General features: G+C 73.4%; 27 protein-coding genes. 14 read left to right on the top strand and 13 right to left on the bottom strand.

What is annotated here, in order from left to right; all coding sequences use genetic code 11:
• Positions 1–285: 285 nt before the first annotated feature.
• The 4 genes from EIZ62_RS00735 (at position 286) to EIZ62_RS00720 (ending at position 3189) form a co-directional block, all read left to right on the top strand.
• Positions 286–519 (top strand): acyl-CoA carboxylase subunit epsilon, encoded by a 234-nt coding sequence (locus tag EIZ62_RS00735; protein WP_167536300.1) that lies wholly within the window; start codon positions 286–288, stop codon positions 517–519.
• A gap of 21 nt (positions 520–540) precedes the next feature.
• Complete coding sequence (locus EIZ62_RS00730; RefSeq protein ID WP_156696121.1) at positions 541–1065, top strand: metallophosphoesterase family protein; 525 nt, start codon at positions 541–543, stop codon at positions 1063–1065.
• Between the two features lie 18 nt (positions 1066–1083).
• On the top strand, positions 1084–2250 hold the full coding sequence (locus tag EIZ62_RS00725; protein ID WP_156690773.1) for a hypothetical protein: 1167 nt from the start codon (positions 1084–1086) through the stop codon (positions 2248–2250).
• A 126-nt stretch (positions 2251–2376) separates the two neighbouring features.
• Positions 2377–3189 carry an SAM-dependent methyltransferase gene (locus tag EIZ62_RS00720; RefSeq protein ID WP_156690772.1) on the top strand — a complete coding sequence of 271 codons (813 nt, stop codon included), beginning with the start codon at positions 2377–2379 and terminating at the stop codon, positions 3187–3189.
• 24 nt (positions 3190–3213) lie between these two features.
• Here the strand turns inward: EIZ62_RS00720 and EIZ62_RS00715 are convergent, their stop codons facing one another.
• Positions 3214–4119, bottom strand: a complete 906-nt coding sequence (locus tag EIZ62_RS00715; protein ID WP_156690771.1) for a helix-turn-helix domain-containing protein — start codon at positions 4117–4119, stop codon at positions 3214–3216.
• 115 nt (positions 4120–4234) lie between these two features.
• Complete coding sequence (locus tag EIZ62_RS00710; protein ID WP_167536459.1) at positions 4235–4450, bottom strand: DUF397 domain-containing protein; 216 nt, start codon at positions 4448–4450, stop codon at positions 4235–4237.
• A gap of 66 nt (positions 4451–4516) precedes the next feature.
• Here EIZ62_RS00710 and EIZ62_RS00705 point away from each other — a divergent pair, with 66 nt between their 5' ends.
• Positions 4517–5116, top strand: coding sequence for an ATP-binding protein (locus EIZ62_RS00705; RefSeq protein WP_341873919.1), 600 nt, complete (start codon positions 4517–4519; stop codon positions 5114–5116).
• A gap of 124 nt (positions 5117–5240) precedes the next feature.
• On the opposite strand, the gene EIZ62_RS00700 is transcribed toward EIZ62_RS00705, so the two are convergent.
• Positions 5241–5630, bottom strand: a complete 390-nt coding sequence (locus EIZ62_RS00700; protein WP_156690769.1) for a rodlin — start codon at positions 5628–5630, stop codon at positions 5241–5243.
• A gap of 163 nt (positions 5631–5793) precedes the next feature.
• Here EIZ62_RS00700 and EIZ62_RS00695 point away from each other — a divergent pair, with 163 nt between their 5' ends.
• Positions 5794–6084, top strand: coding sequence for a hypothetical protein (locus EIZ62_RS00695; protein ID WP_156690768.1), 291 nt, complete (start codon positions 5794–5796; stop codon positions 6082–6084).
• A 9-nt stretch (positions 6085–6093) separates the two neighbouring features.
• Here EIZ62_RS00695 and EIZ62_RS00690 read toward each other — a convergent pair whose 3' ends face one another.
• A complete protein-coding gene (locus EIZ62_RS00690) occupies positions 6094–6789 on the bottom strand; it encodes a maleylpyruvate isomerase N-terminal domain-containing protein (RefSeq protein WP_156690767.1) in 696 nt (231 codons plus the stop codon).
• A gap of 114 nt (positions 6790–6903) precedes the next feature.
• On the opposite strand from EIZ62_RS00690, the gene EIZ62_RS00685 reads away from it, so the two are divergent.
• Together EIZ62_RS00685 and EIZ62_RS00680 are read left to right on the top strand one after the other, a co-directional pair.
• On the top strand, positions 6904–7413 hold the full coding sequence (locus EIZ62_RS00685; RefSeq protein WP_156690766.1) for a hypothetical protein: 510 nt from the start codon (positions 6904–6906) through the stop codon (positions 7411–7413).
• A gap of 71 nt (positions 7414–7484) precedes the next feature.
• Positions 7485–8480, top strand: a complete 996-nt coding sequence (locus EIZ62_RS00680) for a DUF3048 domain-containing protein (RefSeq protein WP_208827726.1) — start codon at positions 7485–7487, stop codon at positions 8478–8480.
• 20 nt (positions 8481–8500) lie between these two features.
• Here EIZ62_RS00680 and EIZ62_RS00675 read toward each other — a convergent pair whose 3' ends face one another.
• The 3 genes from EIZ62_RS00675 to EIZ62_RS00665 all read right to left on the bottom strand — a co-directional run bounded on the left by EIZ62_RS00675 (position 8501) and on the right by EIZ62_RS00665 (position 10809).
• Positions 8501–9361 carry an aldo/keto reductase gene (locus EIZ62_RS00675; protein WP_156696118.1) on the bottom strand — a complete coding sequence of 287 codons (861 nt, stop codon included), beginning with the start codon at positions 9359–9361 and terminating at the stop codon, positions 8501–8503.
• 86 nt (positions 9362–9447) lie between these two features.
• Complete coding sequence (locus EIZ62_RS00670; protein ID WP_156690765.1) at positions 9448–10341, bottom strand: LysR family transcriptional regulator; 894 nt, start codon at positions 10339–10341, stop codon at positions 9448–9450.
• A 66-nt stretch (positions 10342–10407) separates the two neighbouring features.
• Positions 10408–10809, bottom strand: coding sequence for a helix-turn-helix domain-containing protein (locus tag EIZ62_RS00665; protein ID WP_156690764.1), 402 nt, complete (start codon positions 10807–10809; stop codon positions 10408–10410).
• 326 nt (positions 10810–11135) lie between these two features.
• Between EIZ62_RS00665 and EIZ62_RS00660 the strand changes: the two genes are divergently transcribed.
• Both EIZ62_RS00660 and EIZ62_RS00655 read left to right on the top strand, forming a co-directional pair.
• Positions 11136–12686: an MFS transporter gene (locus EIZ62_RS00660; RefSeq protein ID WP_156690763.1), complete on the top strand. Its 1551-nt coding sequence runs from the start codon at positions 11136–11138 to the stop codon at positions 12684–12686.
• A gap of 47 nt (positions 12687–12733) precedes the next feature.
• Positions 12734–13909 (top strand): MalY/PatB family protein, encoded by a 1176-nt coding sequence (locus EIZ62_RS00655; protein ID WP_156690762.1) that lies wholly within the window; start codon positions 12734–12736, stop codon positions 13907–13909.
• A gap of 46 nt (positions 13910–13955) precedes the next feature.
• Here the strand turns inward: EIZ62_RS00655 and EIZ62_RS00650 are convergent, their stop codons facing one another.
• The 4 genes from EIZ62_RS00650 to EIZ62_RS00635 all read right to left on the bottom strand — a co-directional run bounded on the left by EIZ62_RS00650 (position 13956) and on the right by EIZ62_RS00635 (position 17963).
• Entirely contained in the window at positions 13956–15866 is a 1911-nt protein-coding gene (locus tag EIZ62_RS00650; RefSeq protein ID WP_156690761.1) for a transglycosylase domain-containing protein, read from the bottom strand.
• Between the two features lie 221 nt (positions 15867–16087).
• On the bottom strand, positions 16088–16351 hold the full coding sequence (locus EIZ62_RS00645; RefSeq protein WP_156690760.1) for a hypothetical protein: 264 nt from the start codon (positions 16349–16351) through the stop codon (positions 16088–16090).
• A gap of 143 nt (positions 16352–16494) precedes the next feature.
• Entirely contained in the window at positions 16495–17145 is a 651-nt protein-coding gene (locus EIZ62_RS00640) for a maleylpyruvate isomerase family mycothiol-dependent enzyme (RefSeq protein WP_156690759.1), read from the bottom strand.
• A gap of 128 nt (positions 17146–17273) precedes the next feature.
• Positions 17274–17963 (bottom strand): formylglycine-generating enzyme family protein, encoded by a 690-nt coding sequence (locus tag EIZ62_RS00635; RefSeq protein WP_156690758.1) that lies wholly within the window; start codon positions 17961–17963, stop codon positions 17274–17276.
• Between the two features lie 192 nt (positions 17964–18155).
• On the opposite strand from EIZ62_RS00635, the gene EIZ62_RS00630 reads away from it, so the two are divergent.
• Entirely contained in the window at positions 18156–18641 is a 486-nt protein-coding gene (locus EIZ62_RS00630; protein WP_156690757.1) for a hypothetical protein, read from the top strand.
• Between the two features lie 138 nt (positions 18642–18779).
• On the opposite strand, the gene EIZ62_RS00625 is transcribed toward EIZ62_RS00630, so the two are convergent.
• Both EIZ62_RS00625 and EIZ62_RS00620 read right to left on the bottom strand, forming a co-directional pair.
• Positions 18780–19244, bottom strand: a complete 465-nt coding sequence (locus EIZ62_RS00625; RefSeq protein ID WP_156690756.1) for an SRPBCC family protein — start codon at positions 19242–19244, stop codon at positions 18780–18782.
• 179 nt (positions 19245–19423) lie between these two features.
• Positions 19424–19897: a hypothetical protein gene (locus EIZ62_RS00620; protein WP_156690755.1), complete on the bottom strand. Its 474-nt coding sequence runs from the start codon at positions 19895–19897 to the stop codon at positions 19424–19426.
• 206 nt (positions 19898–20103) lie between these two features.
• On the opposite strand from EIZ62_RS00620, the gene EIZ62_RS00615 reads away from it, so the two are divergent.
• The 3 genes from EIZ62_RS00615 to EIZ62_RS00605 all read left to right on the top strand — a co-directional run bounded on the left by EIZ62_RS00615 (position 20104) and on the right by EIZ62_RS00605 (position 23433).
• A complete protein-coding gene (locus tag EIZ62_RS00615) occupies positions 20104–21255 on the top strand; it encodes a sensor histidine kinase (protein ID WP_156690754.1) in 1152 nt (383 codons plus the stop codon).
• Positions 21252–21920, top strand: a complete 669-nt coding sequence (locus EIZ62_RS00610; protein WP_156690753.1) for a response regulator — start codon at positions 21252–21254, stop codon at positions 21918–21920. The genes EIZ62_RS00615 and EIZ62_RS00610 overlap by 4 nt, the downstream gene beginning before the upstream one ends.
• A 94-nt stretch (positions 21921–22014) precedes the next feature.
• Entirely contained in the window at positions 22015–23433 is a 1419-nt protein-coding gene (locus EIZ62_RS00605) for a S1 family peptidase (protein ID WP_156690752.1), read from the top strand.
• Positions 23434–23469 lie beyond the last annotated feature (36 nt).

Here is a 23469-nt window from a genome sequence, read left to right as displayed (position 1 = left end):
AGAAGCCCCCCGCGGTTACGGCGAACCGGTGACGGGACACCCTCCGCGCGCCCACCGCCGGCGCCCCCGCCGGCCGGCGGCCTCCGGCCCCGCGCCCCGCACCGCCCGCCGGGGCGGGAACCCGGTGGCGCCGCGCCGGAACCCGGACGGACCACATGCACCGGCTCCGCGCCATCGCCGCGCGTTGCGCCGACCCCGGGAACGGGCGTCCGGCGGGCCCCGGCGTTCGCCCGGACGGGGGAGCAGCGGATGCTCCGGCGGGCAGCGGCGGCGGAGCATGAGGCAATGCCCCTCCATCTCCGCATCGTCCACGGCCGCCCGACCCCGACCGAGGTCGCGGCCCTCACCGCCGTGCTGACCGCACTCGCCTGCCGCACCCCGACGGAAGGCCCCGGCGCCCGCGGCACCCCCCGCACCCCGGTGCACCGCGCGCACTGGGACCGGGGCTGGCGGGCCCACCCCGCCCCCGGCTCGTGGCGCGCCCGCTTCGGCCTGCCGCCCCGCCACCCGCACCATTGAGGGGTGAAGGCGACCCACGACCTGCGACTCCTCCTGACCTCCGACACCCATCTGCCCAAACGCGCCAAACGGCTCCCCGACGAACTCCTCGCGGCCGTCGACGCCGCCGACGTGGTCCTCCACGCCGGCGACTGGGTGGACGCCGCGACCCTCGACCTGCTCGAGGCCCGCGCCGCACGGCTCCTGGCGGTGTACGGCAACAACGACGGACCCGAACTCCGCGCCCGGCTGCCCGAGGTGGCCCGCGCCCGGCTCGGCGGCCTGCGGTTCGGGATCGTCCACGAGACGGGTCCCGCGCAAGGCCGCGAACGCCGGTGCGAGGAGCGGTTCCCCGACCTGGACGTCCTGGTGTTCGGCCACAGCCACATCCCCTGGGACAGCACCGCGCCCGGAGGCCTGCGGCTGCTCAACCCCGGCTCGCCCACCGACCGCCGCCGCCAGCCCCACTGCACCTACCTGACCGCCGTCGTCACCGGCGGCCGGCTGACCGACGTACGGCTCCACCGCCTCCCTCCCCGCCACCCGGTGCGGCCCGCCACCCCGTAGAGCGGATACGGTGCTGCTGTGGTGAACAGGGAGGACACGGCCGGGACGGCGCTGCTGCTGGCGGCCGCCCCCGTCGGCAAGGGACGACTGATCGACGCGGTGGGCATGCTGCCGGCGCTCGCCGCGGTGCCGCCGGGCGCGCTGACCGGCACCCCGGCCGCGACACTCGTCGAGCTGGCGGACCCGCTCGACCCGCAGGCCGTCCTCACCCGCCTCCGCGCCGCCGTCGCCACCCCCGGACCGCTCTGGCTCTGCGTCGCCGGCCAGCTCCACCTCGACCACCGGCAGCGCCTGCCGCACCTGGCCCTCGCGCGCACGTCACCCTCCACCCTCCGCTACACCGCCCTGCCGTGGCACTGGATCGCCGGCGAGCTGAAGCTGCGCCGGCCGGGCACGACGACGGTCGTCCTCGACCTGGTCGCCGACGACCCGACCTGGCGGCAACTGGCCACCGACCGGGGCCTCCTGGCCCTCTGCCACGGGGTTCGGGTCTACGGCCGTGTCGTCCCGCCGCCGGGCCGCCGCGCCCTGGCGAGCCCCGACTACCTCAAGGCCTGCGCCGGCATCTGGCGCAGCGGGGCCCGCCCGCACCTCGCCGAGCTGCACGAACAGGCCCTCGCCCAGGCGGGCCCGGCGGACCGGGCGCTGCTGTTCGCCACCGACTTCGCTCCGGCGCCGGGCGCGCCCGGCGTCCCGGCCGCACGACAGGAGCCGGGTGGGCAGGAGCCGGGTGGGCCGGACAGGGACGGCGACCCGCTCCCGTCGATCCTCGCCGCCGCAGGGGCGGGCCGGCACGGCGAGGCGGCCGCGGCCGCCGCCGCCTGGGAACAGCACGCCCACCTCACCTACGGCTCCGCCTCGCCGCAGGCGATCCACTGGCTCGAGGTCCGGGCCGACCTCGCCCGCCTGGCCCGTGACCCGGCGGCCAGCTGCCGGCTGTGGATGGTCGCCGCGGAGGCCAGGCTGGCGCGCCGCCAGACCCTGGACGACCCCGAGGTCGAGGGCGCCGTCGACCGGGCCCACCACCAGTGGGAGCAGCTCCGCGACGCGCGGACCGCCCGCACCCTGGCCCCCGCCCTGATCGCGCTCCGCCGCCGCGTACCCGGCCGCCAGCGCCAGGCGCTCCAGGTGCTGCAACGCCGGCTCGAACGCTGGCACGACTCCACCGAAGGTGTCATGCGCTGACACGATGGCCGAAAGAAGTCCTCACCGGGCACTGTTACGGCCATTCCTCATACCGGCGCGCCGACTCTCTCTAGCATGTGCCTCTCGTACGAACGACCTGACGGCACCCGAGCGGATGAGGACTGGATGGCACGCGAGTTGTGGAGCCCTGAAGCCATCGACACCACCGTGCCCAGCGTGGCGCGCATGTACGACTACTTCCTGGGCGGCAGCGACAACTATGAGTCCGACCGCGCGGCCTGCGAACTCCTGCTGAAGCAGGTGCCCAGCACCAAGGCACTGGCGGTCAACAACCGCCACTTCCTGCGCCGGGTGGTGCGCGTCCTTGCCACGGAGTACGGAATCCGCCAATTCATCGACCACGGATCCGGCCTGCCCACCCAGGACAACGTCCACCAGGTCGCCCAGGCCGTCGACCCCGGGGCGAGCGTGGTGTACGTCGACAACGACCCGATCGTGCTGGCGCACGGCCGCGCCCTGCTGGACGAGAACGAGCGCACCGCCGTCATCCAGGCCGACATGCGCGACACCGACGGCATCTTCGGTCACGAGGAGACCACCCGGCTGATCGACTTCAGCCGCCCGGTCGCCGCCCTGTTCGTGTCGGTCATGCACTGCATTCCGGACGAGGACGACCCGGCCGCGCTGGTCCGGCGGGTCGCCGAACGCCTCGCACCGGGAAGCTTCCTGGTGGTGTGCCAGCTGGTCAGCGAACGGCCGGAGATCCGGACGTTCGTCACCGACTTCATGGCGGAGGCCACCGGCGGGCACTGGGGTCGGGTGCGCGAGGAGCACGAGGTCAGGGCGTTCCTCGACGGACTGGAGATCCTCGAACCGGGGCTGGTGGAGGTGTCGACCTGGCGGCCGGACAACGACCTCGCCCCCACCCAGCAGACCGACGAATGGGTGGAGTGGGGCGGCGTCGCCCGGATCGTCTGAGCCGGCCCGGCTCCTCACGTCCGGTCAGGAGTAGCGCCGGAGGCGTTCGTCCAGCAGCACGAGCGACTCCTTCGGAGTGAGCGCACAGGCCCCCAGTCTGTCGAGCATGTCGCGGTACTGCTCGACGGTCTGGGGCTTCTGGCTGAAGGTGCTGTCCGTCAGGTGCTCGATGTAGACGGCGTCCTTGAGGTCGCCGAGCGCGAAGCGCAGATACGTCAGGCCGGTGCCGACGCCCACGGACGCGGTGACGTCCAGCGGTGCGATCTGCACGGTGACGGACGAGCGCTGCATCATCTCGGCCAGGTGCTCAAGTTGCTCCCGCATCACCCGGGGGCCGCCGACCGTGCGCATCAGCACCGACTCGTCGATCACCGCCCACAGGCGCGGCGCGTCCGGCAGGTCCAATTGCCGCTGCCGTTCCAGCCGCAGGTCGACCCGGCGCCGGACCTCGTGGGGGAGGAGGCGGGCAGGACCCGACTCGATCACCGCACGTGCGTAGGAGGGCGTCTGGAGCAGCCCCGGCACGTAGAACGGCTCGTAGGTGCGTATGATCGCGGCCGCTCCCTCCAGGGCGACCAGCGGGGTGAAGAAGTCCGACAGGACGTCGCTGAAGGAGCGCCACCAGTCGGGCCGGCGGGACTGGGCCACCAACCGCTGGAACTCCGCGACCAGTTCACCGTCCTCCACGCCGTACAGGCCCAGCAGCGCGGCCGCGTCGGCCGGTTTGCACCCGTGGCGCCCGAGTTCCAGCCGACTGGTCTTCGACCGTGAGAATCCGAGGCGGACGTCGACGTCCGCGGGGTCGAGCCCGGCGCTGACGCGAAGTTCGCGCAGCTTGCCGCCCAGGATCAGCTTCAGGGCGGTCGGGTTGTTCTCGACCGCCCCCAGGGGCCGGACGAACAACGACGAGCTCCGTTCCGTTGCAGCCATCGGGGCGCTCCTGCTCTGTGAGGACACGACAGTATCCAGCACCGGGCGGCCGATCCAGAGAGCGGGTCGACCCTGTGGCCGATTCCGTTCGGTCCTGATCCGGACCGGTGCGGAATCAGTCCAGTACGGAGTCGAAGTCGCCGTCCCGGGCGCCCGCGACGAACGCTGCGATCTCGTCACGCGTATAGATGAGCGCGGGCCCGTGGGGGTCGCGGGAGTTGCGGACGGCGACCCGGCCGCCGGGGAGCGCCGCCAACTCGACGCAGTTTCCGGTGGCGTTGCTGCGGGCGCTCTTGGTCCACGCGACCGCGCCCAGGGCTCCGGCCTGCATTCCGTTGAAGAACTCCACTCCCACCAACCCCTGCCGTTTCGTTCAGACGTTCGCCATTGGCTCAGAATGCAATCCCAGATGCAATTGCATTTTGCGTACGGTGCCGACGATACTCGTTCCAGATCGCCTGCCGCACCGTCGAACACCGAAGCCAGCAGGGGGACATGCCCAGTGACGGCTCACACGTCGGCCTTATCGCGTACAGCCACCGATACACATGCAGAAGCCGCGCTACCGCGGGACGAGGGCCTGGGTGCCTTCGCCGCCTGCGGGCTCGGCGGATGCCCCAGGAGCGCGGGGCAGGCGCGGGGTTTCGTCCGGGCCACGCTGACCTCGTGGGCGCTGCCCTCGCTCGTACCCGACATGTCGCTGATCGTCAGCGAACTCGTCACCAACGCCGTCCAGCACGGCCTGGACGCGCCCGCCTCCCCGCCCTCGGACAACCCGGTCTGGCTGGGCCTCTTCCGGTACCCCGGCGTCGTGGTGTGCGCGGTCTCCGACCCGAGTTCGGAGCCGCCGCGGCCGCGCGCCGCCCACGACTCCGCGGGGAACGGCCGGGGGCTCGCCCTCGTCGGCGCGCTCAGTGAATCCTGGTCCTGGGACCCGGCCCCCGTGCGGGGCAAGACCGTCTGGGCGAGCGTCGCGCTGCCCGGCGGGCAGGCCTGACGGCGCCCACCCCCCCCGCCGGCGGACAGCCGGCGGCCCCTGTCCGGCCCCCGGAAACAGCGGGGCCGGTCCGCCCGGCGCGGGTGCGCCGTGCGAACCGGCCGCTTGTCGCGGGCCGCTGACGTCAGTCCTGGACGGCAGCCGAGAGGTTCTCGGAGATGACGTTCTCCAGGATGTGCGACAGGGCGCTGTCACCCTTGACCGCCGTGGAGTTCTCGGCGCACTGCTGGTTCTGGGTGTCGTTGAGGATGTCCTGGACACCGACGTTGATCAGCGCGATGTTCTGGACGTCCGCCTCGGCCGGCAGACCGACGCACAGCTTGTTCAGCGATCCCTGAACCAGACCGATCTGCGGGCTCAGCTGGCCCCCGGTGGTCGTGTTGCCGTACGACTGGGTCGCGAAGTTGCCGTTCTGCGTGTCGATTCCGCGGTCGCCCACGGCGGCGGCCATCGGCGCGGACGCGCCGAGAACGGCGGCGGCGACGCCGACCGTGGCCAGAACCTTCTTGATCATGTTCGTCCTTCATCCGTTGCGAGACACCCGGATCCCCGGGGTTCCTTTGCGTAACAGGACGGCCGCCGCCGCGTAACGGGACCGCGATCAGAGAAGTGCGAGTTCACCCTTTTGCCGCAAGGGGGCGGGAATGACACCGCGCGCGAGCGGTCACACATGGGGCATGGAGCAATCGACAGCGGACGAACGCGTCGCCGAACGACTCGTACCGGCATGGCTGGAGGAAGCCGCGCGGCACGACCCGCGGGCCGCCGAGCGGGCCCGGGCGGAGTGGGAGCGGGGGAGCCTGTCCGCCGGGGCCGCCCGGGAGCTGGCGGACTGGGTGACCGCGCGGGTCACCGACACCGGCTTCAACCAGGACGAGGGCCCCACGCCCGACGGACCCGTCCGCATCAGCGTGGCCGACAAGGCGGCCGTCCACCGCTGGCTGGCCGCCCAGGGGCACGACGTGTGACCGGCGGCGTCAGCTGAAGAGGGGGAAGCGGGCCGCGTCCGCGCCCAGGACGCCGCGTTCGGCCGCCGTGAGCGCGACCCGGCCGGTCGCCGCGCGGGCGTAGTGGGCGTCGTCCCACGGCAGCGGCACCGGGCGGCCCAGCAGACCGTCGAGGGTGCGGCGGACCTCGGCCAGCCCCGCGGGGGACGGGCCGGGCAGACCGTTCGCCGGTGCGCCCAGGTCGAGGTGATGGACGGTCACCTCCACCGCGAGCGTGCGCAGCAGGTCGCCGGGGTCCAGGACGTGCCCCTGAGTGGCGACCGGCCGTCGCGGATCGGCGTGGCGGGCGGCGTGCAGGACCGCGGCGGCCGTCTCCAGGTACAGCTCGCGCAACTGCCCGAACTCCAGGAACATCCCGGCGACGGTCCTCGCGAACCGGCGCCCGTGCGCCGCGCGTTCCCTGCCCTCCCCGTCCTGCTGGCGCCAGTCGGCCCAGTAGGTGACGGCATCCCGGTCGGGTGCGGCGTCCGCGGGGGAGTGCAGGGCGGTGAGGGCGCGCCTCGCATCGCTGAGGCAGTGGAAGACCAGGTCGCGCGCGGCCCAGCCGGTGCAGCCGGTCGGCGCCCAGGAGCCGTCGTCGTCGATCTCCCGGACGGCGGCCATGAAGGCTCCGTACGCCGCGTGCAGCACACCGGTCGGGCTGGTGACGTCCTCGGTACGTGTCATCACGCCAGTGTGCGGCAGACCGTGTGCGCCACCCCACCCGGGCATCCGGTTGGTGTGTACCTGACGCTAGAGTGCCTAGCTCGATCCATGGCGTTACCGAGGAGGGGGCGGCGCATGAGTGCGCAATTGCGGGAGGCGGCAAGCGAGTTGGCGGCGGTGTTGTGGCGGGAGCACACCGTCTACCGCGAGCGCTCCGGGGGCGTGGTCATCCGGGGGGAGCACGTCCGGCGCTGGATCAGTCTCGCCCCCGCCGGGGGCAGGAACGAGATACTCCTGCGGGCCGGACGCATCCTGGACGGCGGGACCACCGCCCCCGCCCGCTCGGAAGCCGTCATGCCGCTCACCGCGGGCACGGCCGAGCTCGCCGCCGCCTGCCGCCGTCTGCTGGCCGAGACGGCCGCCGAGGCAGCCGTCGCAAGCAGCCCCGGCGGCGACGGACCCGCCGGCCGCCGCCGTGGTGCCGGGCGCGCCGGGCGAGGGACGGCGCCGCGGCCCCGGCGGCAGAGACCGCCGCGCGGGACCGGGAAGAAGGGACGCCATACGGGAGCCGGCTCCTGGATCGTCCTGCTGTGCCTCGCCGGCGTCGCCGCGTACTACGCCTGGAGCGCAGGACTGACGCCCTGACACCCGCCGCGCCCCGATCTGGCCGGGCCCTGCCTTTCGTGGTCCACTTGAGGCAGGCAGGAGCGAGAACGATGGATGACAGACGCAGGTCGGTACCGGCCGGTGCTGCCGTCGCCGTGGCGCTGACCGCGGCCATGACGGCCGGCCTCTACGGGTGCTCGGGCTCCGCGCCCGGCACGCGGCCCGGCGCGTCCACCGCGACGAGCCCGCACGGGGAGGGCGTCTCGCCCTTCACGGGCCTCCCGGCCGAACCCGCCCCGGTGCTCGCCGTGAAGATCGACAACGTACCCCCGGCGCGGCCGCCCACCGGCCTCGACGCCGCGGACCTCGTCTACGTCGAGCAGGTCGAGGCCGGGCAGACCCGGCTCCTCGCCGTCTACGCGTCCCAGCGGCCCCGCACCGTCGGACCGGTGCGCAGCGCACGCGAGTCGGACCTGGAACTGCTGCGGCAGTTCGGCCGCCCCGCCCTCGCCTACTCCGGGGAGCAGTCCGCGCTGCGGCCCCTGATCGACGCCGCCCCGCTGTTCCCGCTCACACCCGGCGACGCCCCCGGAGCGTACTTCCGCGACCGGGACCGCCCGGCCCCGCACAACCTCTACGTCCGGCCCGAACGGGCCCTGGCCGCCGCCCCCGAGGCCACCAAGGCCAAGGACATCGGCTTCCGCTTCGGGCCCGCGCCCGCGGGCGGCCGGCCGGTCAACGAGCACACGGTGCGCTACCCGGCGGCCCGCTTCACCTTCACCTGGTCGGAGGGCGACCGCCGGTGGAACGTGGCCATGGACGGCACGCCCACCCGCACCGCGGACGGCGACCGGGTGGCGCCCCGGACGGTCGTCGTGCAGAACGTCGACGTCCACCCCTCCCGGTTCCGCGACCGGGGCGGCAGCGTCACCCCGTACACGGAGACCGTGGGCTCCGGCACCGCGCTCGTCCTGCGCGACGGCCGCGGCCACGAGGCGCGGTGGAGCCGGCCATCGGCGGACGGTGGCACCACGTTCACCACCCCCGCCGGGCAGCCCCTCGCCTTCGCACCCGGCCAGGTCTGGGTCGTGCTCAAGGGCCGGTGAGACGCGCCGCCCCGCCCCCGTCACTCCGCGGCGTTCAGCCGGGCCAGCTGACCCGGCGACAGCGTCAGTGAAGCGGCCCTCGCACAGTCCTGGACGTTCACCGGGCGGCGGGCGCCAGGGATCGGCACGACGCGGGGCGAGAGGGCGAGCATCCAGGCCAGGCACACCCGCTGTGGGCTCACGCCGAGTTCGCCGGCCACCTCGTGGAAGGCCCCGTGGCGCGAGCCCAGCGCGCCCGCCCCGCCCATCCCGCCGAGCGGGCTCCACGGCAGGAACGCGAGGCCCAGTTCGTCGCACAGCTCCAGCTCCGGCAGGCTGCTGCGGAAGGACGGCGAGAACTGGTTCTGCACCGCGACGAGCCGCTCGCCCAGCATGCCGTGGGCCAGCCGGATCTGGGCCGGGTCGGCGTTCGAGATGCCGACCGCGCGCACCTTCCCCGCGTCGCACAGCTCGCCCAGCGCGCCGACGGACTCCTCGTACGGGACGTCCGGGTCCGGGCGGTGGTACTGGTACAGCCCGATCGCCTCCACCCCGAGGCGCCGCAGCGACGCGTCGGCGGCCCGGCGCAGGTGCTCCGGCGAGCCGTCCAGCGCCCATGCGCCGTCCGGACGGGTGTGGCCGCCCTTGGTGGCGACCAGGACGTCCGAGGTATCGCCGCCGTACGCGGCCAGGGCCCTGGCGATCAGCGACTCGTTGTGGCCGGGGTCACCGGCGTCGAGGTGGTACGCGTCGGCCGTGTCGATGAGCGTGATCCCGGCGTCCAGCGCCGTGTGCAGCACGCCGATCGCCTGCCGTTCGTCCGGCCGGCCCTGGACGGACAGCGGCATGGCGCCCAGGCCGATCGCGCTCACGTCCACGCCTCCGATACGGCGGGCCGGCATGGTGGGGTGCGGTGGTGTCTCAGTCACCCCTCCAGCCTCCGCATCCACCCGGGCCCCTGTCCAACACGGGTCGCTGATGGCAGCCATCAGCCCCGCCGATCGCCACCCACCCGCGGCGACTCCAGCAGTGCCCGTACGGCCGCCGACGGACGCGAGTGCGCCGGCCACGCCACCGACACCTCCCACACGAGGGACGTGGTGAGCGCCCGCCACCGCAGGCCACGGGCCTGGTCCTTGTCCGCCACCGAACGCGGCACCACCGCCACCGCCGGTCCGCGCCCCACCACCTCCAGCAGCTTGTGCACGTCGTCCAGCTGCATGGCGATGACGCGCCGTACGCCCGCCGCGTCGAACGCGGCATCGGCGACCTGACGCGACCCCCAGTGCGGACGCAGGTCCACGAACACCTCCTCCGCCAGCGCGGCCGGCTCCACCGGCTCCTCCCGCGCGCCGGCCAGCCGGTGCTCCGGCGCGCACAGCAGCACCATCGGCTCCCGTGCCAGCTCCCGCAGCCGCAGCCCTGAGGAGTCACCCGGCCCGGCGACGAACGCCACGTCCAGCCGGCCCTGCCGCAGCCGCTCCAGCAGCAACGACGACCCGGCCTGCTCCACGTGCACGTCCACCGAGGGGTGCCGCGCCCCGAACTCCATGAGGGTGCCGAACGGATCCGCCGCCCCCATGCACTGCTCGGTCCCCACCCGCAGCGTGCCCGCGACCACGTCCCGCACCCGCGCGACCGCCTCGCGCGCCGCCGCCGCACTGTCCAGCGTGCGCCGGGCCTCCCGCAGCAGCGCACGGCCGGCGTCGGTCAGGTCGACGCCCCGCGCCGTACGCACGAACAGCTCGGCCCCCAGCTCCCGCTCCAGGGCCCGCACCGACACCGACAGCCCCGACTGCGCGAGGTGCAGCCGCGCGGCGGCCCGGGTGACGTTGCGCTCCTCGGCGACGGCCACGAAATGTTCCAGATGCCGAAGCTCCACGTCAGGCAGTCTAGGACGTCACCGAAGGCGCCCGGCTGCCCACGCCCCCGGGCCCCGAGTCCCGCCCTAGGCCGCGAGGGCGAGCCGGACCTGCGGGGTGCTCGGCCGGGCGGTGCCGGCCGGGCGCGGCCGCCGGACAGCGATCGCGCTCACCGCGGATCCGTCGCTGACCGGGACCGGCACCCGGCCCGTCGCCGACCGGGCGCGTACCGGACGGGTCAGACCGGCCTGCGCGAGGGCGAGGAGGTCGGCGAGCCCGAGACCGAGGGCGTGGGCGGCCGCTGCGAGGACCTCCGACGAGGCCTCCTTCCGGCCCCGTTCCAGCTCGGAGAGGTAGGGCATCGAGATCCGGGCCGCGCCGGCCACGTCCTTCAGCGTGCGCCGTTGCGCGAGGCGCTCGCGGCGCAGGACGTCTCCGACGACGTGCCGCCACAGGGGCTCTTTGTCTGCGTGGTTGCTCACCCCCACAGCGTAGGAGCGATGATCGCGTACGACCCCTGGAGGGACGGGAGTTCCGCTCTCGGTGGAATCGTCGTGCGGCCCTCGGGCCTGCCGTGACGGTCGGGGGCCCACCGGAGTCGCCCGAGCAGCGGGAACACCGCCGCCCACGCAGCGTGGTCGCACTGTAACGGAACGGGGGCGTTCGCGCCGTACGTGATCGACTGGTCGGGTGCCGTCACCGGCCTTACGGTCGAACAGTGGACCAAGCGCCCGCCGGACGCTCCTGGGCACCGAAGCGTCCGAGGACGCTCCCGGGAACAGTCCGCCGGCCCCTCCGACGAGGGATGAACCCCATGACCGGACCTCAGCCGACCCCGGCCTCCCAGTCCGCCACCCCCGAGCGGGGCGGGGGCAACGCGATGGCCCTCCTGGTCATCGCCTCGTGCCAGTTGATGGTGGTCCTCGACATCACCATCGTGAACATCGCTCTGCCGCACATCCAGAGCTCTCTGAACTTCTCGACCACCAACCTCTCCTGGGTGGTCAACGCCTACACGCTCACCTTCGGCGGCCTGCTGCTGCTCGGTGGCCGCGCGGGCGACATCCTCGGCCGCCGCCGGGTGTTCATCTTCGGTGTGCTGCTGTTCGTCCTCGCCTCGCTGCTCGGCGGCCTGGCACAGAACTCCGGACAACTCCTCGCCGCCCGTGCCCTCCAGGGCGTCGGCGGTGCGATCGCCTCCCCGACGTCCCTCGCCCTGATCAGCACGACGTTCAAGGAAGGCCCGGAACGCAACCGGGCGTTCGGCGTGTTCGCCGCGGTCTCCGCCGGCGGCAGCGCCATCGGGCTGCTCGCGGGCGGCCTCCTCGTCGAATGGCTCGACTGGCGCTGGGTGCTCTTCGTCAACGTGCCGATCGGACTGCTCATCGTCCTCGCCACACCGAAATGGATCAAGGAATCCGAACGCCACCCCGGCAACTTCGACATCACCGGGGCACTGACCTCCACCCTCGGCATGGTGCTCCTGGTCTACGGGTTCATCCGGGCGGCGCAGGACGGCTGGAGCGACGCGCTGACCGTCACCTCGTTCGCCCTGGCCGTGGTGTTCCTCGCCCTGTTCATCTTCGTGGAGAGACGGTCCAGGCAACCCATCACACCGCTGCACATGTTCGCCGACCGCAACCGCGCCGGCACGTACGCGATCATGCTCAGTCTCGCGGCCGCCATGTTCGGCATGTTCTTCTTCCTGACGCTCTTCGTGCAGAACGTCCTCGACTTCAGCCCCCTCCGGGCGGGCCTGGCGTTCCTCCCGGTGAGCGCGATCATCGCGGTCGGCGCGGGACTCGCCTCGCAGCTGCTGCCCAAGTACGGGCCCAAACCGTTCATGGTGACCGGAGGTCTGCTCGCGGCGGCGGGCCTCGCCTGGCTGACGCTGACCGACGTGCACTCCACCTACCTCGGCAGCGTGCTCGGCCCCATGCTGGTCTTCGGCCTCGGCATGGGCATGGAGTTCGTCGCGCTCACCCTGATGGCGCTGTCCAACGTCCGCGTCGAGGAGACCGGCGCGGCGTCCGGACTCCTCAACGCCACCCAGCAGGTCGGCGGCTCCCTCGGCCTGTCCATCCTGGTCACCATGTTCGGGACGGCGACCGCCAACGAGGCGGAGAAGCAGATACCCGCCTTCCTGTCCCAGGCGAGCCCCGCGGAGGCCCTGCGATTCCAGCGCACCGGGGTACTGCCACCGCCCTATGCCGATCAGATCCTGACGTCCGGTGTCTCCGCGGCGTTCGTCGTCGCGGCCATCTTCGGGGCCGTCGCGGCGCTCGTCGCCCTCCTGGTCATCCAGGTGCGCCCCTCCGACATCGAACGCCTCAAAGGCGGCGGACTGGGCCCCGGCGGCATGTGAGCCGGACGCCCGGTGCGAGCGCCGCCCGCCGCCTAGAATCGCCGGGCATGGAGCAGACACCGCACGGCTCACCCGACGACCCCAACCCGCTGCGACGGCTCTCCCTGGAGCAGTTGCGCCGCCGCACCAGCGCGAAGTGGCGGACGTACCCGGACGACGTGCTGCCCCTGTGGGTGGCCGAGATGGACGTTCCGACGGCCGAGCCCGTGGCCCAGGCGCTCAACCGGGCCATCGCCATGGGCGACACCGGCTACCCCGCCGGGACGGGGTATCCCGAGGCCCTGGCGTCGTTCGCCGGCAAGCGGTGGGGCTGGGACGGTGTCGCGGTGGAACGCACCCGGCTGGTGCCCGACGTGATGCTGGGCATCGTCGAGGTGCTCAAGCTGTTCACCGGCCCCGGTGACGCGGTCGTCGTCAACTCCCCGGTGTACAACCCGTTCTACCTGTTCGTGGAGCACATGGAGCGCCGCGTGGTGGAGGCTCCGCTCGACGCACGGGCGCGGATCGACCTCGCAGTGCTGGAGGACGCCTTCCGGCAGGCGGTCGCGGGCGGGCGCCGCGCGGCGTACCTGCTGTGCAGCCCGCAGAACCCGACCGGCACCGTACACACCGCCGACGAGCTGGCCGCCGTCGCGGCCCTCGCCGCCCGCCACGGCGTACGCGTCGTCGCCGACGAGATCCACGCGCCCGTCGTGTCCCGCGCGGTGCCGTTCGTGCCGTACCTGAGCGTCCCCGGCGCCGACAGCGGCTTCTCCCTGATGTCCGCCTCCAAGGGCTGGAACCTCGCCGGGCTGAAGGCCGCGCTCGCCCTGGCCGGGCCGGCGGCCGCCGACGACCTCGCCAGGATGCCGCCCGAGGTCGGACACGGCCCCAGCCACCTCGGTGTCATCGCCCACACGGCCGCCCTCCGGGACGGCGGCGACTGGCTCGACGCCGTGCTGGACGGGATCGACCACAACCGGCAGCTCCTCGTCCGCCTCCTCGCCGAACACCTGCCCGGCGTACGCCATCTGCCCGGCGAGGGCACCTACCTGGCCTGGCTGGACTTCCGGCGACTGGGCCTCGGCGACGACCCGTCCGCGCACTTCCTCGAACACGCCCGGGTCGCACTCCACCCCGGCCCGCCCTGCGGCACCGGCGGCGCCGGACACGCCCGCCTCAACCTCGCCACCTCGCCCGAGGTGCTCACCGAAGCCGTCCGGCGCATGGCCGGCGCCCTGTAGCCACCGGCACCGGGGCCCGCGCCCCCGCGTCCGCGGAGGCCGCCGCCTACTCGGTCTCCCGCGACGCGGGGGAGTCCGCCATGTACGACGACCACACCCGCAGCGGCAGGAAATCGGCCCGGTCCGACTCGCTGCCGGCCACGCCCCTCATGGGCAGCAGCCCCTCCGTCCCGGGCCGGCTGCGGAACACCGTGACGGCGGTGGACAGCCGGTCGGTGTAGCCCACGAACCAGGACGCCGGGGTCCGGTCGTCGGCGCCGGTGCGGCCGGCGGCGACCGGAGGCAGCGCACGGAGGGCGTCCGGGGCCATCACGTCCACCGCCACGTCCCGCAGTGCCCCCGACACCTCACGGGCCACCTCCGCGTCCAGAGCCCGCCGGGCGGTGGGCCGTTCCAGCCCCTCCACCGGAGTGCCCAGGTGACTGGCCGCGATCACGGAGTACGGGTCCGTCTGCCTCCCGTCGGCGGCGAAGGTCGCGTACGCCCCGGCCATCCTGATCGCGCTCGGGGTCGACGTGCCGGTGGGGAAGGACGGCTCCAGGGGAGCCATGCTCAGGGGCAACAGGCCGGAACCGACGGCGAGGTCGCGCACCCTGTCCAGCCCCACCGCCTCGCCCACCCGGCTGTAGAGCCCGCTGTCACCGCGGACCAGGCCCTGGCGCAGCGCGAGCGGCACGTCGTCCCCCGTGGCGCCGACGCCGTTCTGCAACGCGGCCGCCAGGACGAAGGGCGTGAACGCGGAGCCCACCGGCACGCCGGACGTGTCCGCGTTGTTGCTGAAGTGCTTGGTGGCATCGGACCCCCCGTACAGCGCCAGCACCGCCCCGTCGTCCGGCCGGATCGACGCGGCACCGATCTCCACATCGCGGTCGGCGATCCGGCGGGCCGGGTCGAGCGACGTCTGCCGGACCCGCTCGACCGTCGTCCGCAGCCGCTCCACCTCCCGCTTGTCGAAGGTGGTACGGATCCGGTAACCGCCGCGACCCAGTTGCTCGGTCGTCAGTCCCGTGCGGTTCTTGATGTACTTGTTCGCCACGTCCACCAGGTAGCCGATCTGACCGGACATGCTGGTGGAGACCGACTCCGGGCGGGGCTCGGGGAAGACGGTGTACTTCGCCCGCTCCTCCCGCGTCATGTACCCGAGATCCACCTGTCGGTCCAGCACGTAGGACCACCGCTCGACGGCCCGCCGGTGGTGGGCCTCGCTGAGCGACGGGTCGTACAGCTCACCGCCCTTGAGCAGCGCCACCAGCAGGGCGCTGCGGGCGGGGTCGAGGTCCTTGGCGTCCATGCCGTAGTACGCCACGGCCGCGGCCTGCACGCCGTACGCGTTCCGGCCGAACCAGCTGGTGTTGAGGTACCCCTGGAGGATCTCCTGCTTGGACAGCGACCTCGACAGCTTGACCGACAGGCACAGTTCGCGCAGCTTGCGGTCGAGCGTCTGCTCCTGCGTGAGGTAGGTGTTCTTGACGTACTGCTGCGTGATGGTGGAGCCGCCCTGGATCTCCTGGCCGCGCGCCATGTTCACCACGGCCCTGCCCAGTCCGCGCACGGAGAAGCCGGGGTCGCTGTAGAAGGTGGCGTTCTCCGTGGCGATCACGGCGTTCTGAAGGGACCGCGGGATGTCGGACAGGGGGACGTTCTGCCGGTTGACCTGGCCGACGCTGACCATCTGGGTGCCGTCGGCCCAGTAGTACACATTGGCCTCGGCCCGCGCGTCGGCGTTCACGTCCTCGATCTCGACCGTGAGGTACACGTGCCCGACCAGTGCGGCGAGCCCGAGGAAGCCGAACAGCGCGAGACCGAGAAGCTGCCGCCACGACGGCAGCCACCGGCGCAGTCCGTCCCGCCCCCGGCGCGGGTAGTCGACGCGGAACCGGCGGCCGTTCCCCGGCGACACCCCCGTGGGCCGCCGGACCTTCGACCGCCGGACCTTCGACCGCCGGTCCCCGGGCATTGGGCCCCCGCGCAGCGGATCCCCGGGCAGCAGGCCTCCCGGCTGCCCGCGCGGAACCCACGGCCTCCGCCCCCAGCGACGCAGCACGGCTCATCGCCCCCCTCTCCGTACGGGTGACTTGCTCGTCCCCTACTACGGGACGTGACGGCCGGCCGTTCAGCCGGCGGAGAGGCGCAGCGGGAGAAGGGGGCGGAAGCGGGGCGGGCCGGGACGGTCCGGTGTCAGCCGCCGAGGGGCAGGCCGGCGGGCAGACCGGCCGGCAGGCCACCGAGCAGGCTGCCGCCGACCGGCAGCGGGGACGCCTGGTGGCCGGGGGAGTCGGGGGACGTGCTGAGCGGGCCCGTGCTGTTGAGGTCGGTCACGACGGGCGCTCCGACGGACGCCGGCGGCTGCTCTCCGGCCATGGCGGGGGTGGCGGCTGCGACGCTCGCACCGGCGATCGTGGCGCACACGGCGATCAGACGGGTGCGGGGGTGACGCGACATGACGTGCTCCTGAGCTGTGAGGGGTCGAGGGGGGAAGTGGCCGAAATCGACGGCCGGAATGTGCAACGAACCGGACCGGCCGACGACACGGCCGTACGGGCACGTCGGCGACACCCCGACGAGGCCCCGGCGGCACCTGCGCCTCACGCACCCCGTACGTCCGCCGTGACGAAGCGGGCGGCCTGCTCGCCACGGAGGTGGCCGGGGGGCACTTTCCGGCCGAACGCGAGCAGCAGGAGGTCCTGCCCGGCGCCGTACAGCGGAGTGCCCGAACCGAAGGACCAGTCGAGGTCGTCGGCACGGAGTTCGACGCCGTCCAGCTCCGCCCCGAAGAACCTCGCACCGCGCGGGGTGACGCCGTCGAGGACGACACGCACGCGGTCCTCGGGGACACGGCGGTCGAGGCCGAGCGCGACGGTGATGTCCAGGCCGTGGACGACGTCGTGGCCGAGGGCCGCGGTGATCCCTCCGACCGGGGGCGTCCAGGGATGGTGCGCGTTGTCCCGCAGGAACGCGGCGAGCCGGCGTTCGGAGAAGGCGGCCGCGTCGGCGCGGGCGCAGCGGTCGGTCATCCGGTGCAGGCTGCCGCGCGCCTTGACGAGCTCGACCAGCGTGCGGGGGAACGAGTGGCGGAAGCCCAGCGACATGTGGGCCGCGACCTCCCGCACCCGCCACCCGGCGCACAGCGTCGGCGCGTCCCACGACGCGGCGGGCAGACCGTCCAACAGGGCGGCCAGCTCCCTGCGTTCGGCCGCGATGGCGGACGTGATGCGACGACGGGTTGTGATCTCCATGGCTCCCAGGGTCACCCGCGGCACTGCCCCCCGTCCAAGACAGGGTCCTTCTGCCTGCCAGAAGCAACGGTCATGGACGCCCGCCGACCGCACTGCTCCGCGCCGCCGCGCCCCGCCGCGCCGGTGGGTCAGACGGCCGGGGAGGAGAGGGGCAGGGCCACCCGGAACCCCACGTCGTCGATCCGCAGGGTCGGATGGCTGCGCCGGCGCACCGAGGCCCGGCAGCTCCAGCGCTCGTCGAACCACCCACCGCCCCGCAGCACCCGGTAGGTGCCGTAGACCTCGGGGTCGTACTGGTCCCAGCACCACTCCCACACGTTGCCCAGCATGTCGTACAGGCCCCAGGCGTTGGGCCGCCTGCCGCCCACCTCACGCACGCGTTCGCCGGAGTTGCCGCGGTGCCAGGCGATCTCATCGAGCGGCCCGTAGCGCGCACCCGGCGTGCCGGCGCGGCAGGCGTGCTCCCACTCGGCCTCGGTGGGCAGGCGGTATCCGTCGGCAGACGCGTCCCACTCGACCCCGTCGGCCTCCGGGTCCGGGCCGATCCGGTACGCGGGTGCCAACCACTCCCGCGCGGACAGGGCGTTGCAGTAGCGGACGGCGTCCCACCACGACACGCCCTCGACCGGCAACCGGTCGCCCTCGGTGCCGCCCGGCCGCTGCCCGGTGACCGTTGCGTACCGCTCCTGGGTGACGGGGATCGCCGCGAGCCGGTAGGGCGCGAGGTCGACCGGCCAGCTCCGCGCGGTCCGCCGGTCCGACAGCGTCACCCGGCCCGCCGGGACCGTGACCATCGCCGTGTCGCCACTGATGTCCATGATCGGGTGATCCTACCGGCGCCCGGCCGGCGGGATCCCGCCCCCGCCCGGTCCCTCCGGTGCCGGGCCGAAGGGCGTCGGCAGCGCCCGCCGGGCCTGGGACAAGGGGTTCCGGATGATCATTGACCTGGTCCTGAACAGCGCCGTAGGGTGCATATCACCCATCTCGCCGATTGTTCAGGGGGGCGCCCCATGGCTGTCCCGGCCCGTGAAACGGTTCGTCGATCTCCCGCCCGCCGCCGCGCCGCCGCCTTCGCCGGCTCGGCCCTCCTCGCCTCCGGGCTCGCCCTCACCCTGTCGGCGTGCGGCTCGGACGCCCCCGCGGCCGGCCCGCCCGATACCCGGCCGGCCACCGCCGCGGTCTCCCTGGACCGGGCGGCCGGACCGGTCGCCACCGCGGTGCAGGCGCAGGCCACGGCGGCCCGCCAGGCGGCCCAGCAGACCGCGGTGGACCAGACCGGCCCGAAGGTCTGCACCACGGACCCGGCTGACCGGGCGGCCTGCGTGAACCCGGGCGGCACGATCGACCCCCGCGGGGGAGACCTGGACGGTGACGGGGTCTTCGAGTCGCACGAGCCCGTCGGGCCCGGCTACAAGGACCCCCGCGCGTACAACGGCGGCAAGACGTCCGGCGAGACCCAGTGCGAGTGGCTGCGCTCGCGCGGCACGCCCTGCTGAACGGGCCCGCCCGCTGAACGCCTGCTGAACACGGCCGACCGCCCCCAGCGACGTGAACGCCACACGACACGGCGGTGCCGGTGCCTGCCCAGGCACCGGCACCGCCGTGTCGTGCGGCCATCCGGCCGCTCGTCCGCGTCAGTGGTCGCCCGGCTGGATGCGACCGCGCCAGCCGCCGGACTCGCCGCCCTGACGCTCGATGAAGTCCTTGAACCGTCGCATGTCACCCTTCACACGCCGGTCGATCGTGCCCGTGAGGTCCGCGGCCTTCTCCGCGACGCCGCTGGTCTCCACGTCCATCACCAGCTCCACGCGCGTGTGGGTGTCGTCCAGCCGCTGGAAGCTCACCACGCCCTTCTGGTGCGTGTCGCCGCTGATGGTCCTCCAGGCGATCCGCTCGTCGGGCAGCTGGTCCACGATCTCGGTGTCGAACTCGCGCCGTACCCCGCCGATCTTGGTCTTCCAGTGGTTGTGCCGGTCGTCGACCTGGACGACCTCCTCCACACCCTCCATGAACTGGGGGAACTCCTCGAACATCGTCCACTGGTTGTACGCGGTGTGGACGGGGACCTCGACCTCGACGGCTTCCTTGACCTTGCTCATCAACGCCTCCTCTATCCCGGTCTGCGGCGCGGCGAGGACCTGCCGCGCACGTCGGCCGGTGATCCGGGTACCCGCCCACACCGATCCATGCGTACCGGAACCGGGAGCGCCCCGATCGCGTGACGGTGCTCTGCCCTCCCCCCGGAGGGCGGAGCACCGTCGCATCCCCCGCCGGTGGATCAGCCGCGGACGTTCTTGAGCAGCACCTTCACGTCGTGGCCCTTGTGCCAGCCGGTGTCCACCAGCGGACTGTGGTGGGCCTCGTTGCCCCACGTGTAGTACTTGTGCCAGCTCTGGTGCCAGGTGCCGTTCAGGTTGGACCCGGTGGCCGTCCAGACCTGGGCGATCTTGCCGTCGTGCCGGTTGTCCCAGATGTAGAGCTGGGCCTTGGTCTGGGTGTCGAGGCCGCTGTACCGGTCGCACTCGCGGTACTTCACGCCCGCCGCGTTGTCGTCGACCTGGATGGTCCGCCAGGCCGTGCAGGCCGCGGCGACCCCGGCGTCGGCCGACGGCGCGGCGCCGGCCGACGGCGCCATGACGGCGGTGGCCGCCGCGGCGAGCGCCACCGCGCCCAGCGCGACGCGCCGGCCCGCCTTCCTCGCGGGGAGGCCCCGGGCCCCGTTCTCGTGGAGATTCGCCGTGCGTGTGTTCATGTCGTTCGTCTCCTTCCGTCCGCGCCGCCGCAATGCCCGTGCTGGTGCTGCTGGTGCACGAACCTACGGCGGCCCGCCGGTGGCGTCGTCCCACGCCGGTTCGACCTTCGTGGCCACCTCTCGCGGCAGGCCCGGGGTTCCTGCAACTTCCGCTGTACTGCGGAGGGTTGACGTCGCACTTTCGCGGCCCGCGTTACGCTGCGGCGATGCGGATCCGCCCCCTTGCCGCCGACGGTCTGATCACCGCGGCGCTGACCAGCGTGGCCGTGCTGCTCGGCCAGGAGGCCACGAGCCAGGGGTGGCCCCCGCTCGACCTCGCGGGCCACCTGCTGGTGGGACTGGTCAATGTGCCGGTCGTGGTGCGGGGCAGGGCACCCGTCGCCGTCTGCCTCTTCGTCCTGGCGATGTGGACCGTGTACGTCAGCGCCGGCTACTGGCCCGTCGTGAACTCCTTCGCCCCCATGCTCACCCTCTACACCGTCGCCTCCCTGCGCCCCCTGCGCACAGCGGCCGGCTGCGCGGCCCTGATGAGCGCCGTGTGGATCTACGCGGGTCTCCTCAGCGAGCGTGCCGCCATGCCGTCCGTCGTCGGCCAGGCGCTCGGCTTCTCCCTGGTACTGGTCCGCTTCGGGCACGTCGCCCGCCGGTCCGCCGAGCTGGCCCGCCGGCTGCGGGACGAGCAGGAGGAACGGGCCCGCCGCGAGGTCGCCGGGGAACGCGGCCGGATCGCGCGCGAACTCCACGACGTCGTCGCCCACCACATGTCCGTGATCTCGGTCCAGGTCGGGCTGGCCCGCTTCGTCTTCGACTCCGACCCCGACACCGCCCGCACCGCCCTCGGCACCATCGCCGGGACCAGCGCCGAGGCCCTGGAGGAACTCCGGCGCGTGCTCCAGGTGCTGCGGGCCGACGAGGACGGCGGCCCCGCCGCGCCCATGCCCGGCCTCGCCCGGCTGGAGGAGATGGCCGGACGCGTACGGGCCGGGGGAGTGCCCGTCGAGGTACGGGTGGGCGGTGTGCCGCGCCCGCTGCCACCAGGCGTGGACCTGTGCGCGTACCGCGTCGTACAGGAGGCCCTGACGAACGTCCTGAAGCACGCGCCGGGTTGCCGTGCGCTGGTGGAGGTCCACTACCACCCGCACCACGTGGCGGTGGCGGTCACGGACGACGGACGGGGGGTGATTCAGGACAGAGTACCGACGGGCGGCGGACACGGCTTGATCGGGATGCGGGAGCGGGCCAAGCTGTACGGAGGGACGATCAGCATCGGCCCGCGGAGCGAGGGGGGTTACGCCGTGAGGCTGACCCTGCCGACCTCCACCCGCACCGCACGGCAGGGGGACGGCGCGTCGGAATGACCAGGGTGCTCGTCGTCGACGACCAGTACCTCATCAGGGCCGGCCTGGTGGGGCTGCTGCGGGCCGCGCCCGGCGTCGAGGTGGTGGGCGAGGCCGGTGACGGGGAGGAGGCCCTCGCCCTGGTCGCCGAGACCCGCCCCGACGTGGTGCTGATGGACATCCGGATGCCCGGCATGGGTGGCATCGCGGCCACCGAGAAGATCCTCGCCGAGGCGCCCGGGCCACCGCCCAGGGTGCTGGTGCTGACCACCTTCGACCTGGACGAGTACGTGTACGGGGCGCTGCGCGCGGGTGCCTCGGGCTTCCTGCTCAAGGACTCCGGCCCCGAGCGGCTGCTCGCGGCGGTCGCCGCGGTCGGCTGCGGTGACGCACTCTTCGCGCCCAGCGTCACCAGGCGCCTGGTCGAGGCGTTCGCGGACCGCGTGTCCGCCGGGGCGCCCGAACCGCCCGCCGACCTCGCCGTGTTGACCGGCCGCGAGACCGAGGTGCTGCGACTGACCGCGCGCGGTCTGAGCAACCTGGAGATCGCCGGTGAACTCTTCATCAGCGAGGCCACCGTCAAGACGCACCTGAACCGTGCCATGGGCAAACTGGGCCTCGACAGCCGCGCCCAGGCCGTCGTGGTCGCCTACGAGACGGGGCTGGTGACACCCGGGGGCGGCTGACCGGTGAACCGAACGGTGCGTCGGCACGTATGGAAGGGCGACCTTCCGCGAGACGGCCTTCCGTTTCGCACCGGTACGGCATTGGGGGCCTTGGATGAAGCACGGGCGGCGCACCCTCCGGCGGGCCATCAGGCTGGCGGCCGTCGGGGGACTGCTCTGCGGCGGGCTGATGGTGTCGCAGGCGGTGGCGGGGGAGCCGGCGACGGACGGCCGCACGGCGGCCGGAACCCCGGCCCCGGCAGCGGACCTCGTCGCCCGGCTGGGCACGTCGCGCACGGCCGGAAGCTGGATCGGGGCGGACGGCCGCCCGGTCGTCGCCGTGACCGACGACGCCACGGCCGCCGAGGTACGGCGGGCCGGAGCGCGGGCCGAGGTGAAGCGGCACAGCATGCGGGAGCTCGACTCCGCGAGGAAGACCCTGGCGCAGGCCCCCAGAGTTCCCGGCACCGCCTGGGTGACGGACTACGCCTCCAACGAGGTGAAGGTGTACGCCGACCGCACCGTCTCCGCCGCCGACTGGTCGCGCATGACCGACGTCGCGGAGCGGGCGGGGGACTTCGTCCGGATGCAGCGGACCGACGGCGCCTTCACCACCCGGGTCAACGGCGCCGTGCCCATCTTCAACGGTACCGGCCGCTGCTCGGTGGGGTTCAACGTCACCGACGGCCGCGACAACTTCATGCTGACGGCGGGGCACTGCGGACCGGTGGGAACCCCCTGGTTCCGCAACACCCAGGCGGGAAGTGGCCAGTTGGGCACCACGATCGCCCGGAACTTCCCCGGCAAGGACTTCTCCCTGGTCCGGTACGACGACCGAGGTGCCTTCGACGGCAGCAACGCCGTCGACATCGGGCAGGGCAAGACCGTGCCCGTCATCGGCGCGGCCGACCCCGTCGTGGGCCAGCAGGTCTTCCGCAGCGGCAGCACCACGGGCCTGCGCTCCGGCCGGGTCACCGCGCTGGACGCCACGGTGAACTACCGCGAGGGCACGGTGACCGGCCTGATCGCGACCACCGTCTGCGCCGAACCCGGCGACAGCGGCGGACCGTTGCTCGCCGAGGGCCTCGCCCTCGGGGTGACCTCGGGCGGCAACGGCGACTGCTCGGAGGGCGGCATGACGTTCTTCCAGCCGGTGACGTCCGCGCTGACGGCGCTGGGCGTCCGGGTGATCGACGGACGCATCGCCGCCCGGGGGAACACCGCTGCCGCCCCGTCCGCCTCTCCGGCCCCGCCGTCCTCACCCGGCGACGCGGCCGGGGCCGGCAGCGGCACCGGTACGGGCACCGGGGCCGGTGCCGGAGAAGCCGCCGTGCCGCCCGCGCAGGGCCTGGCGCCGCCGGGAGCCACGGGGCAGTGGACCATCGCCGGGGTCGTCGTCGAGGGGCGGCGCATCGTTCCGGGGCTGGCCGTCATCGGGGTGAGCCTGCTCGGCCTGATCGCCACCCGCTGGCTCTTCGCGGGGCGCATCGACCGTCACCGCCTCCAGGCGCACTACTCCCAGCACTGGGGCTGACGCTGGATGGATTATCTGGTTCGTGTCGAATAATCC

Source organism: Streptomyces ficellus (assembly GCF_009739905.1).
Taxonomy (GTDB): domain Bacteria; phylum Actinomycetota; class Actinomycetes; order Streptomycetales; family Streptomycetaceae; genus Streptomyces; species Streptomyces ficellus_A.
This window is presented reverse-complemented; position numbering and strand designations above follow the sequence as displayed.

Bases quoted from the DNA above. Each gene is read 5' to 3' on its own strand.
- EIZ62_RS00650 (WP_156690761.1), bottom strand. From the start codon at position 15,866: ATGCCCGGGGACCGGCGGTCGAAGGTCCGGCGGTCGAAGGTCCGGCGG.
- EIZ62_RS00630 (WP_156690757.1), top strand. From the start codon at position 18,156: ATGGCTGTCCCGGCCCGTGAAACGGTTCGTCGATCTCCCGCCCGCCGC.
- EIZ62_RS00640 (WP_156690759.1), bottom strand. From the start codon at position 17,145: ATGGAGATCACAACCCGTCGTCGCATCACGTCCGCCATCGCGGCCGAA.
- EIZ62_RS00680 (WP_208827726.1), top strand. From the start codon at position 7,485: ATGGATGACAGACGCAGGTCGGTACCGGCCGGTGCTGCCGTCGCCGTG.
- EIZ62_RS00685 (WP_156690766.1), top strand. From the start codon at position 6,904: ATGAGTGCGCAATTGCGGGAGGCGGCAAGCGAGTTGGCGGCGGTGTTG.
- EIZ62_RS00610 (WP_156690753.1), top strand. From the start codon at position 21,252: ATGACCAGGGTGCTCGTCGTCGACGACCAGTACCTCATCAGGGCCGGC.
- EIZ62_RS00655 (WP_156690762.1), top strand. From the start codon at position 12,734: ATGGAGCAGACACCGCACGGCTCACCCGACGACCCCAACCCGCTGCGA.
- EIZ62_RS00615 (WP_156690754.1), top strand. From the start codon at position 20,104: ATGCGGATCCGCCCCCTTGCCGCCGACGGTCTGATCACCGCGGCGCTG.
- EIZ62_RS00695 (WP_156690768.1), top strand. From the start codon at position 5,794: ATGGAGCAATCGACAGCGGACGAACGCGTCGCCGAACGACTCGTACCG.
- EIZ62_RS00690 (WP_156690767.1), bottom strand. From the start codon at position 6,789: ATGACACGTACCGAGGACGTCACCAGCCCGACCGGTGTGCTGCACGCG.
- EIZ62_RS00705 (WP_341873919.1), top strand. From the start codon at position 4,517: ATGCAATCCCAGATGCAATTGCATTTTGCGTACGGTGCCGACGATACT.
- EIZ62_RS00605 (WP_156690752.1), top strand. From the start codon at position 22,015: ATGAAGCACGGGCGGCGCACCCTCCGGCGGGCCATCAGGCTGGCGGCC.
- EIZ62_RS00715 (WP_156690771.1), bottom strand. From the start codon at position 4,119: ATGGCTGCAACGGAACGGAGCTCGTCGTTGTTCGTCCGGCCCCTGGGG.
- EIZ62_RS00660 (WP_156690763.1), top strand. From the start codon at position 11,136: ATGACCGGACCTCAGCCGACCCCGGCCTCCCAGTCCGCCACCCCCGAG.
- EIZ62_RS00735 (WP_167536300.1), top strand. From the start codon at position 286: ATGCCCCTCCATCTCCGCATCGTCCACGGCCGCCCGACCCCGACCGAG.
- EIZ62_RS00675 (WP_156696118.1), bottom strand. From the start codon at position 9,361: ATGCCGGCCCGCCGTATCGGAGGCGTGGACGTGAGCGCGATCGGCCTG.
- EIZ62_RS00700 (WP_156690769.1), bottom strand. From the start codon at position 5,630: ATGATCAAGAAGGTTCTGGCCACGGTCGGCGTCGCCGCCGCCGTTCTC.
- EIZ62_RS00635 (WP_156690758.1), bottom strand. From the start codon at position 17,963: ATGGACATCAGTGGCGACACGGCGATGGTCACGGTCCCGGCGGGCCGG.
- EIZ62_RS00720 (WP_156690772.1), top strand. From the start codon at position 2,377: ATGGCACGCGAGTTGTGGAGCCCTGAAGCCATCGACACCACCGTGCCC.
- EIZ62_RS00710 (WP_167536459.1), bottom strand. From the start codon at position 4,450: ATGCAGGCCGGAGCCCTGGGCGCGGTCGCGTGGACCAAGAGCGCCCGC.
- EIZ62_RS00625 (WP_156690756.1), bottom strand. From the start codon at position 19,244: ATGAGCAAGGTCAAGGAAGCCGTCGAGGTCGAGGTCCCCGTCCACACC.
- EIZ62_RS00620 (WP_156690755.1), bottom strand. From the start codon at position 19,897: ATGAACACACGCACGGCGAATCTCCACGAGAACGGGGCCCGGGGCCTC.
- EIZ62_RS00645 (WP_156690760.1), bottom strand. From the start codon at position 16,351: ATGTCGCGTCACCCCCGCACCCGTCTGATCGCCGTGTGCGCCACGATC.